This window comes from Paenibacillus sp. P4_E11 (assembly GCF_056401635.1).
The window spans coordinates 1-11,084 of record NZ_JBFUIX010000128.1 but is presented as its reverse complement, the minus strand read 5'-3'; the positions used below and the strand labels follow the sequence as shown (position 1 = coordinate 11,084).

At 46.3% G+C, this 11,084-nt stretch carries 6 protein-coding genes and 2 pseudogenes; 6 read left to right on the top strand and 2 right to left on the bottom strand.

Annotated elements, in window-relative coordinates; genetic code table 11:
- Positions 1-579 precede the first annotated feature (579 nt).
- The 6 genes and pseudogenes from AC1DWB_RS28600 to AC1DWB_RS28575 all read left to right on the top strand — a co-directional run bounded on the left by AC1DWB_RS28600 (position 580) and on the right by AC1DWB_RS28575 (position 4,747).
- Positions 580-819, top strand: coding sequence for a hypothetical protein (locus tag AC1DWB_RS28600; RefSeq protein ID WP_477544501.1), 240 nt, complete (start codon positions 580-582; stop codon positions 817-819).
- Positions 820-883: 64 nt separating this feature from the next.
- Complete coding sequence (locus AC1DWB_RS28595) at positions 884-2,299, top strand: MDR family MFS transporter (protein ID WP_477544500.1); 1,416 nt, start codon at positions 884-886, stop codon at positions 2,297-2,299.
- Between the two features lie 391 nt (positions 2,300-2,690).
- Positions 2,691-2,918 (top strand): annotated as a pseudogene (locus tag AC1DWB_RS28590) (response regulator); the annotation flags it as partial.
- Positions 2,895-3,000 (top strand): annotated as a pseudogene (locus AC1DWB_RS28585) (DNA-binding response regulator); the annotation flags it as partial. The pseudogenes AC1DWB_RS28590 and AC1DWB_RS28585, both read left to right, overlap by 24 nt.
- Positions 2,973-3,326: a winged helix-turn-helix domain-containing protein gene (locus tag AC1DWB_RS28580; protein ID WP_477544502.1), complete on the top strand. Its 354-nt coding sequence runs from the start codon at positions 2,973-2,975 to the stop codon at positions 3,324-3,326. The pseudogene AC1DWB_RS28585 and the gene AC1DWB_RS28580, both read left to right, overlap by 28 nt.
- Positions 3,323-4,747 carry a HAMP domain-containing sensor histidine kinase gene (locus AC1DWB_RS28575; RefSeq protein ID WP_477544499.1) on the top strand — a complete coding sequence of 475 codons (1,425 nt, stop codon included), beginning with the start codon at positions 3,323-3,325 and terminating at the stop codon, positions 4,745-4,747. Before AC1DWB_RS28580 ends, AC1DWB_RS28575 begins: the two co-directional genes overlap by 4 nt.
- Positions 4,748-4,822: 75 nt before the next feature.
- On the opposite strand, the gene AC1DWB_RS28570 is transcribed toward AC1DWB_RS28575, so the two are convergent.
- The gene (locus AC1DWB_RS28570) at positions 4,823-8,446 is read right to left on the bottom strand and encodes a fibronectin type III domain-containing protein (RefSeq protein ID WP_477544498.1); all 3,624 of its coding nucleotides are present in this window, start codon (positions 8,444-8,446) and stop codon (positions 4,823-4,825) included.
- Between the two features lie 686 nt (positions 8,447-9,132).
- Positions 9,133-11,084, bottom strand: a 1,952-nt coding sequence (locus AC1DWB_RS28565; RefSeq protein ID WP_477544497.1) for a hypothetical protein, incomplete at its 5' end; no start/stop codon positions are given.

The following is an 11,084-nucleotide window of genomic DNA, read 5'->3' as shown; positions in this document are numbered from 1 at the left end:
TAGTTATACAGGATTGTTAGTGAGGAGCACTGCGATGTCATCGTAGACCTTCGGGAAGAAGCCGTAGAGTGTACCTATCCAGATTCAAATGTAACCTGGATCAAGGTTTGAATTGGTGACCATGCTGAATCTCCGCAACCATTTCTACAGGCTCTTCTCCATCCTCCAAGACCCCAATTTTCGCCGTCACTTGTGGTATGGTTCAGCTTAACGGATCTATCGGCGAAAAATGCTAAAGGAGCTGCCACGGCATGCCCCTTAGTTGATGTTCTTATGGATTTTTATTTTCATGATCTGCACGTCAGGCTGACGATTCGGTGCCAAGGCACTTCGAAAAGTCGGCCTTTTTATTGATTTACCTTATTGAGTTAACCGGCACGATATCATAATCCCCAAACCTCATCCTGTCAAGAGATAATGTGCAAATGAGCAAAAAAGCGGGGGCGCCCCACTAATGGTTTCGAATTAGGAATGAATTTCCGAGTATGAGAAGCATTTTCGCTTTTTCCAATTCATCCAGTTTCACGTAAAATTCTCTTCAGGTCAATGGGAGAGGGTAGACAGAAAAGGAGGGTCTGCATGAACAGAGTGGACAAAATCAGATTTATGCTCCTTTACGGTAAAGCGCCCGAAGCAGAATGCTACGGGTACATGGAGTTGAATCGGGATGGCAATATGATTGCGCTCTACAATAGGTATGGCAAGGAAATAGACATGAATGGTGGACATGAATTTGTCAGGGTACGGACAATCGGCAAATTCGATGATGAAGACCGCGATCATTTTTATTCCTTGTTAGAAAGCGATGATGCAGGATAACTTGCACGACAGGCCGCCATTCGGTGTCAAGGACAGAACAAAAAGAACGTTCGGGAGGTACAAGATGAACGAGCAGGCTCGCGAAGCAAGCAGATTGAGGAGAGGGCCTATGTTAGCCGCGCTGCTCATAGGCGCATTTGTTGCTTTTCTTAGCGAAAATTTACTTGCCAATGCGTTTCCTGGTTTGATGCGGGAATTCAACGTTTCTGCTTCGACCATACAATGGTTATCGACGGGTTATATGCTCGTGATCGGCGTACTGGTGCCGATGACCGCATTGCTGCAGCAGTGGTTCACGACTCGCCAGATGTTTATGTCTGCGATGGCGTTATTTTTAGCCGGCACCTGCTTGTGTGCAGGATCCCCTGGATTCGAAATTTTGCTGACGGGCAGGGTCGTTCAAGCTTGCGGGACAGGATTGTTGGTCCCGTTGATGATGAATACGATTCTCGCCCTTTATCCTCTAGAACGCCGGGGTGCGGCCATGGGTCTCATGGGGCTGGTCATTATGGTCGCCCCTGTCATCGGGCCAGCTTTGTCTGGTCTGGTCATCGATACCTTACACTGGCGATGGCTATTCTTTATGGTGATTCCTGTCGCATTGTTTTCAATTATTTATGCATTCCTGTACTTAATGAATGTGACAGAACTAACCAAGCCAAGGGTCGATCTTTTATCCATTGTGTTATCGACCATCGGTTTCGGTTGCGTCATCTACGGCTTCGGACGAACAAATGTTTGGTCTGAGCTTGAGGGTTACGGTTTGATTGCCCTAGGAAGCCTCTTCTTGCTCTTGCTTATATGGAGACAGCTCAAGATCAGAGAGCCGTTGATTGATCTGTCCGTATTCCGGCATCGCACTTTTTCTTTGGTTGCGGTATTGGTAGTCGTCCTGATGATGGTTCTATTCGCCACCACGACATTGCTGCCGATCTATTTGCAGAATGTGATGCAGCTGACAGCATTCGCGGCAGGTTTACTTCTGATGCCCGGCTGTATTTTAAACGCAATGATGATGCCGGTGACGGGAAAATTATTCGATAAATTCGGGCCGAGGTTCGTCATAGTGCCCGGATTGCTCTTGATCACCATATCCTTATGGCTGTTTGCCGGTATCGACAGCGATACTGCGCAAGGTTCCGTTCTTTTTTATCATATCCTCTTATTTGTTGGCATATCGTTCGTCGTCATGCCGGCACAGACAACGGGATTAAATCAACTTCCGCGTCATCTAGTCGCCCATGRCACAGCCATATACAATACGCTCCAACAGATTGCCGGGGGAATGGGCATCGCTTTGTTCGTTGGCGTCATGTCATCCGGAGCCAATCGTTATCTTCAACATTCGCTCGATCCCACTGCAGTGCATGAGAAAACACAGAGCGTTCTTAACGGCCTACAAACGGTTTTTTGGATTGAATTTATTATCGCCATACTTGTTTTGGTGCTGGGGTGTTTTGTAACAAAATCTAATCGTTAACCGAAGAAATCAAATATCACACGAAGCAGACATTGATCCATCATACCCTGATCAACGTTGGCCTATTGACGTTGCTCTACTAAATAGTACAATTGATTTCCTACACAATCTTGCAATTGCTATTTATTGAATCAACGTGCCATCAACATAAACCAACCTCCTCATTTTAGTTGACTCAAAAATCATTCCTTTATTCTCCTATCAAAATACAGATGTACTTTTCTTAATAGATTCTTAATGAATTGCAGTAAATATGTATTTCTCTATCTATTATTGATATGATTTGATCGTGATCAAGATTGGCTTCATTTAGCTGAAGTAGGAGGAATGATTCACCATCAATCAAATTTTAATAGTAGACGACGAACCCGAAATTCGTCAGTTAATTAGGATGCATTTAGAACAAGCGGAACTTCAAGTCATAGAAGCCAGTTCAGGACGACAAGCTATTCAATACTTACAGGAAAATGCCATAGAATTAGTGATATTGGACCTCATGATGGATGATGGCAACGGGTTCGAGGTACTGCAGTATCTACGGGACGCAAATATGGAATCATTAGTAATTGCGCTTAGTGCAAGACGAGAAGTGCAGGACAAAATCCTGACGCTCGGATTAGGTGCAGACGATTATGTCACAAAGCCTTTTAGCCCAGTGGAATTGGTTGCTCGTGTGCAAGCACAGTTAAGAAGACATCGCCCTCATTCTTCTTTTCCTACCAAGATTCTACGTTTAAACAAATTAGTGCTGGATATCGATAATTATTTTTTGCGATATGATGGAGAATCATTTTCTGTAACCCCGGTAGAGTGCCGACTTTTAGAATTGTTCATGCAAAATCCAGACCGCGTTTTAACCAAAAGAGAAATTTACAAGCGGGTATGGAATCATGAAAACTTTGATGATAACAATTTAAGTGTTTTTATAAGCAGACTGCGAAGCATTCTTGAACCCACGGAGGACTCGCCTCATTACTTTCACACCATACGTGGAATCGGTTACAAATTCTCAGGAGATGGGCAATGAAAAGTCGAACAAAGCTTTGGCTATTTATGCTCATTAGTGCAATCATTAGTGTTCTTCTGTTTTCTTCACTTAGTCTCGTTATAGGTAAAATAGGAGATAGCGGTTATGATCTGAAAAGCCTGAACGCCATCTCGCAAGAAGTCCTTGATACGATTACAACCCGTCAAGCTTTTCATATCGAAGACATAACGCCAATATTGGATAATGCTCATAGCAACCATCCTGATATTCGTTATGAATGGATTTCAGCAGATGGATCGACGATCTATGATACCTTCGGAGAAAAGAAAACCTATGATTTTGGGCAGCTTGCGAATCGAATGCTTCATATGCCTCAGAACCTATGGGGGGTCGATAAACCGGTTACGCTTACTTATTCCATTAGCCAAGAGGATCAACCCTATTATTTGCTAATGAGCTTTTCCAGTAACGACATGAAACAAGGGCAAATTTATTTTTTCATGCGCACTTTTAAAGCCATGTCTACTTTTATGCTACCGTTAATCGTTGCTTTATTAATTCCCTATCTGCTAGCTCTATGGTTTTTCTCTTCCATGAACAAACGAATCAATAAGCTCAATCATGCTATTGGGCAGCTTAACCTCCAAAGTGATCTCACTGTACTAGAGGATACGAAAAAGGATGAGATTGGCCAACTCACTACGCATTATAATGCCATGGCTCGCCGTATTCAAAATCAAAGTGAACAAATCAAGCAATTTGACACCAGACGAAATGTGCTGTTATCTAATCTTTCCCATGATCTACGCACCCCGCTAACGATGATTTTAGGTTACGCAGAAACGATTCGCGCTGGTTTGTATAAGGATGAGAAGGAACTGCAAGCGAGTGCCAAAGTTATGTTGCAGCGTTCTCGCTATATCGATAAGCTATTAGATCAATTGTTGGATATTACTCGGCAGGATGAGGAGAATTTAGAGCTTCACGTTGAAATGCATAATGTATCTGAAATGATGCGAAAAATGGCTGCTGACTACCTTATGTTTCTTGAGGGGCAAAACTTTACTGTTGAAGTAAATATACCTGACGAGGATATCCAAGCCTKGATTGATGCCTCCCTAATCGAACGTGCGCTGCGAAACCTGTTGGACAACGCGATCCGTTACGGATCAGAAGGCCATTATCTTGAGGTCGGGCTTACGGAAAAGGATGATGCCCTATTCATGACGGTTATCGATAAAGGACGCGGCATTCCCTTACAGGATCAAAAGCATGTTTTTGAACGGTTCTACCGTGTCGATGGCAGCAGAAAAGGCGAAGGACTCGGCATTGGACTATCCATTGTCCAAGAAATCATTTCCCTCCATGACGGATCAATTACCTTGACGAGTGTCCCTTTTGAAAGAACAGTATTCGAGGTCCAGCTGCCAAATCATCAGCGTGAACAATCAAAGTCGTAATAGGTAATGTAATAGGGCACCCAAAAGGTGCCCTATTATCTGTTAATCATGTTTCTGATAACGGTGATCGCTTGCTTAACCCTGCTTACTCTTTTGATCGATCATCTTTAGCAGAATTGTTACGGCCTCCGCTCTAGTTGCCTTATCATTGGGAGCGAATTTGTTCGAACCCTTGCCTGAAATAAGGCCAAGATTCTTCAACACTGCTACCTGCGCCTTCGCCCAGCTTGGAATGTCTGCGTCATCCACGAAGTCGGTTACAGTATTCGTTTCCACCTTCAGTGCTAGCGCGTTAGCGATCATCACAGCCATCTCTGTGCGTGTAATTTCTGCATCTGGACGGAAACTGCCATCCGAGTAGCCTCTAACGATGCCCGCTTGAACCGCTTGCTCTATCGCTTTCTGCGACCATGTTCCAATCTTCGCCGAATCGGTGAACGTAACCTTCGCAGCTTCCTCTTGYGGCTTCAACGCCTTCATCAGCATCACCACAAATTCAGCCCGAGTGATGATGGCATTCGGCTTGAACGTGCCATCCCCATACCCATTCACGAATCCGCTCTGTACTGCCTTATTTATGTCGGATACTGCCCAGTGCCCGGCTATGTCACTAAAGTTAACTTCCTTCGACTCGTCTATCGAGGGTGCTCCAATGGGCAACCCCGACGCCCGGTCTACTACCAGCACCGCAAATTTCCTAAAGGTGTTCACCTCTACGCTGATGCGATTGCCTTCGATTTGGCCGTTCTCGATTTTCACCCATGTTTTCGTTGCTTCATTATAGTGAAAAATCGCTACCGTTTGGTTGCTATTCACTTGGCTTTGTTTAAATACCATAGTCAACGTAGCTGGCTTACTGAGGTTTTCTGGAATATTTTTCTGAACGTCGAACACCGGGCTTGCCGAAATTTCATTATGTGCAAAAAGATTTTGCGTATTCGATACCTTCTCAATATTGATTTCCAATGGTTTGCTGGTAGCATTGGCCGGAATACGAATGAAGATCGCTTGATCCAAGCTCACTTCGCCGATGCTTCCTACCGAAAGCGTTAGTATCCCATTCGTTGAGTAGACTGGGCTGCTGATTGAACCATTGTAACTGCCTGAACTTCCGCTTGAGCTATTTCTTGTCGTAACGGGGTTGGATGGGGAGGAAGCTGGGCTTGATCCCACGCCATTCGTTGCAACCACCGTGAACGTATATTCTGTTCTGTTCGTCAATCCCGTAACCGTGACCGGACTCGCGGTTATGCTCGTTCCTGTGAATCCTCCTGGACTCGACGTAACCGTATACAGCGTGATCGTACTTCCCCCATCACTCGCTGGGGCGTCGAAGCTGACCGTTGCCGTTCCGTTGCCTGCGGTTGCCGTTACATTCGTCGGTGCGCTCGGCACACCGATTGGTGCGAAGGGCGTCACACTCCCTGATGCCACGGATGCTGCAGAGCTGCCTGCGCTATTCGTGGCAACTACTGTGAACGTATACGCTGTTCCGTACGTCAATCCCGTGACCGTGACCGAACTCGCGGTTGTGCTCGTTCCTGTGATTCCTCCTGGACTGGACGTAACCGTATACAGCGTGATCGCACTTCCCCCATCACTTACTGGGGCGTCGAAGCTGACCGTCGCTTGTCCAATGCCTGCGGTCGCCGTTACATTCGTCGGAGCGCTCGGCACGCCGATCGGTGCGACGGGCGTCACACTCCCTGATGCCACGGATGCTGCAGAGCTGCCTGCGCTATTCGTGGCAACTACTGTGAACGTATAAGCCGTGCCTTTCGTCAATCCCGTAACCGTGACCGGACTCGCGGTTGTGCTCGTTCCTGTGAATCCTCCTGGACTGGACGTAACCGTATACAGCGTGATCGCACTTCCCCCATCACTTACTGGGGCGTCGAAGCTGACCGTCGCTTGTCCAATGCCTGCGGTCGCCGTTACATTCGTCGGAGCGCTCGGCACGCCGATCGGTGCGACGGGCGTCACACTCCCTGATGCCACGGATGCTGCGGAGTTGCCTGCGCTATTCGTTGCAACTACTGTGAACGTATAAGCCGTGCCGTTCGTCAATCCCGTAACCGTGACCGGACTCGCGGTTGTGCTCGTTCCTGTGAATCCTCCTGGACTCGACGTAACCGTATAGCCCGTGATCGCACTTCCCCCATTGCTCGCTGGGGCGTCGAAGCTGACCGATGCCGTTCCATTGCCTGCGGTCGCCGTTACATTCGTCGGTGCGCTAGGCACACCGATCGGTGCGACCGCTTCCGGTGTCACGAGCACTTCGTTGGAGTATGTGCTGCTGGTTACTGTGCTACCCGCCTTGATTGCAAAATAATAGGTTGTGCCGTTCGTTAGATTTATCGCGTTGTAATTATAAGTAGTGCCCGATACAGTCGCTACTGGTGTGTGACTATAGGTATTGGATGCAGTTCCTTGATAGATATTATAATATGTAGCTCCGGTCACAGAGCTCCACGATATCATGGCCTGCTGATCTCCAGCTATCGCTGTCACATTTGCAGGCGCAGAAAGCGGCAATAACGTCCATTTTGCATATAGCGTAATATCTGTTGTTATTGTCGTAGATTCAAAGTCGAACAGTGACGTCGTCTCAGTATCGGTATACCAACCAGCGAAGGTATAGCCGGTCCTTATCGGCACTTGCGGTTGATTGGCTTTAGTATTAATTGGCACGACTTGGCTGTTCACAGTCGTTCCACCCTTGCTGTCAAAGCTAACTGTTCCGACCAACACTCTTTTGTACACGCCATCATCTGCCACAGCAACGAAAGTATTTTTCCCGAAGATGACGTCCCTATAACCCCCTAACCCGGGTGTTGCAGTTTCGATTTTCCAATTAATCCCATCGCTTGAAGTAATAATCGCACCACTCTTGCCTACTGCAACATAGAGCCCGCCGTTGCCGCTGTCATAGGCCACTTTTTCAAGAGTACTGTTGACAGGAGAGGTTACGGCTACAGTTGGTAGAAGAGGACTTGTAGCGTCTGTACGAAAAATTGTTCCGCCCACACCGACCGCAATGACTTGGTTGCCATCCGACGCTATACCATTTAAACGACTCACATTGGTAAGCGATACGTCTGATTCCCATGTGGTTCCCGTGTTGTCCGCAGACTGTCTAACTACTCCAACTAAGTTGTTTATACTGCCAACTACAAGAAACCGGTTACTAACATATGTAATGTCAGTATAACGGGGAGCACCCTCTCCAACTGTCGTATCACTCCAAGATGCACCTGTAGAAGATTGTACAATCCCTCCGCCATTAGATGAGGTTGCCAGGTACTTGTTATTCGCATAAGCAATTGAAGAAAAATCATAGGTATCATAGCTGCCGGTCCCGGCACTCCAATTTGTGCCGTCACTTGAATAGATGAAAAAAGCTCCCGTCTTGTAATCATCCCGTCCAGTTGCGGCATGAAATTTTCCATTTAAAAATTTAACGGTATTGAGTCCCTTATTGGTCTGGGCACTCACATCCTGCTTCGTCCAGGTCACTAAGTCCGGTGAGGTGTAGATAAGTCCGTTTAGCCCTGCTCCTACATAAAGGTTATTTCCATATGCAATAGCTCTCAAGCCCACTGGACTTGTTAATGTCCATACGTAGGTTTCTTCGGCTGAACCCGCCTTAGCTGGAGTCGGTGCAAGTAGCCCTGAACTAATTAGTAAGGTAACGATCATAAGAATGGACATGCTTCTTCGCAAATAATGCCGCAAATTACTCACCACTTTCTATGCTATAAAGCGTTTCTTCTTTTACACTCCTTATATTTTAACAAGTATTAAAACGACTTTTCTTAATGAAATCTTAATGGAATTTCAATACCTTGACATTTTCTCGAAGAAAAGTTTGACATCATGCTCTGCATAACTTAATGCGGAAGATCTTAGCGGATTATTAATGGAAGCCGGAGAGGAAGTGTACGGGGCTATCGGCGAAAAATGCGAAAGGAGCTGTCGGGAAACATAAAACATCCCAGGTTTAACCTATCTGGTTACACAAAAATCCCCCTAGAGCCATCTCTAGAGGGATAAACATATCTCTATAGCACCTTTCTTCTTCACAATTCTAAAGGCCTCTACACCCTTCCTGACTTTCGAATTTTTCGCCGTCACTTATGGTACGGCTCCCCACGAATAATCTTAAACGGTCCACTTAGTCAATGCTACACCAAGTCTACTACGGCTACTGATAAATTCTAGCCACTGCAAAAACAACTGGGGACGTGAGTTATTTACGTCCCCAGTTCGTCCCCAACTACCTCTATGACTCACTCAAAACCCTTATACACCAACAAACAAACACACTCCACATAAACGGTATGCGGGACATTTTCACCTTCCCCATCAGCGAACGTGCACCACGCTCACTTTTCGATTAATCGGATCGTGATCTTCCAAAAGATATCATCTTCGTACGTCTTTACATGTACGTGATGATTCCAGCTTTTACTAATTTCAATGATGGAAGAGCCGTTGTCACTAAACCCGACGGATTCCTCCGTTGATTTTGCTTTCACGTAAACACGCACGCTGCCCATCCCCTCGAACTTCACTTCATACATCCCTTTTCGCAAAAAAAGATCTTTAAACACTTGCTGGTTCATGCCTGTAAATTCGTATTCCTCCGGAATACTATCCACGCCCGAGTCAGCAATTTGTATATCCTCCAGATGGTTCTCCAAGGCGGACGCCGACTGTTCATAGGCGTAGACCAAATCGTTCAACTCCCGAATCCGCGCATGGATCGCTTTGAGTTCTTTTTTCAATTCCGCAGAAATTTCTTTAGCCGAGTATGTCATGCTATCTCCTCCGTTTGCTGTTCGAAGCTTGGTTTCCTTGGTGACTGTCACAGCAGCCTGTACGGATTGTTTCAAGTCGGGGGCTGGTTGTGTCTGATCGTTCTCATGCTCTGTCAGCCTTGCGTCTTCCGGCTCATCAGACTCATGTGTCCTCTCAAATCGGAATTGATGCAGAAGCCCACTCGTCATACTGCTAATTCGCTCAAGAGTCTGATAAACTTCGGAAGACTGATAGTCGATCATTTCTTGTTCAACGGAGCTCGTGTAATAATGCTGCAGTTGACGAATAGCCTCTTTATGTTTATCTGAGACAGTTGGATCATTGAGAAAATCGGCAGCCGTCCGGACGTGGACAGTTCGATTAGGAATCGGCTTCAACTCCAAATAATGGAGATCTTCCAAAATCCAATACTCCAACCTATCGCAGTAGGGAAGGTACTTGGCAGTCGTATGGTTGTTGTATTCCGTAATGTCTTGACCTCGCTGCGGAGGATCCTCGCGATAAATAAATTTATCACTCTTTTTACACTCGATCATGCGAGCAGCGKGCGTTAGCTTCCCATGCTTGTAAGTGACGTTGTCATTCACTACGATATCAGGAATGAATCCGTTGGGAAGCTCAGGATGAATCAGCACTTCACCGTACATATCCTGCGCCATGTCACGGCAGAGCTCCTCCCAGCTGTTGCCGGTTTGAATATCCAAGTTGTCCGCAGGATCTTCCGACTCCTCAGGCAAACCGAATATATGATAGATGTGAATTGCGAAATCGGGAATTTGCCGCTCCTGCTCGTAATAATACTGGCAAATGTGTTCAAACAAGCGCAGCGCTTCAACGTCGCCTGCCACCAGCAGCGCTCTAAGAGCTTTAGTATTCGGTGACGAATTAAAGTCCTGCACCGCAGTGGATTCATACCAGGCAGGGTTTTCTTGAATCGAACTCCACAGAGACTCAGGGGCAGTTGATCCAATTTGCCGATTTATATAGTAAGGCGTCTGTGGGATTATCGCGATCATACCTAGTACGATACCCCGGAAACGCGAATCCCCAGAGCAAATTTGATCCAGCACCACAGTGTCTTGCAAGGATACGACATCGTGTAGCGAAAATAACGGCTCCTTGTTTTCGTGAATCCAGTCAAAGCTGAGCTCACGGAACAAATGTAGCCAGAATTGATAAAATTGCAGTTTGCGGACTATGCTCTCCCGCAATGAAGTTGGGAGTTTGGATATGATGTAAGCCTTGTCCTCAAACTCGGAATGCATAGCGGATGCGAGTTCTTCATCACTGAGAATCCGCCAATCGAGAAGTCCCATACCTCTGCGAAAGTCTTCCAAAGCTGCCGGATGCTGCTCCCGAATGGTTATCAGTAAAGTGGTTCGGAACCCGATAGCTTCAAGGTGCAGCTCTTGCAAATACGCATACAGGTCAGCAAAACGGATATGGGCAGATATGTATTTTCTCGTTGAACGGATGAGCCTAAGGCCAATATTGTCAACTCTATCCAGTTCATGCT

What these genes read in the sequence shown, in the direction of transcription:
- AC1DWB_RS28600 (WP_477544501.1), top strand. Translation starts at nt 580, where the DNA reads ATGAACAGAGTGGACAAAATCAGATTTATGCTCCTTTACGGTAAAGCG.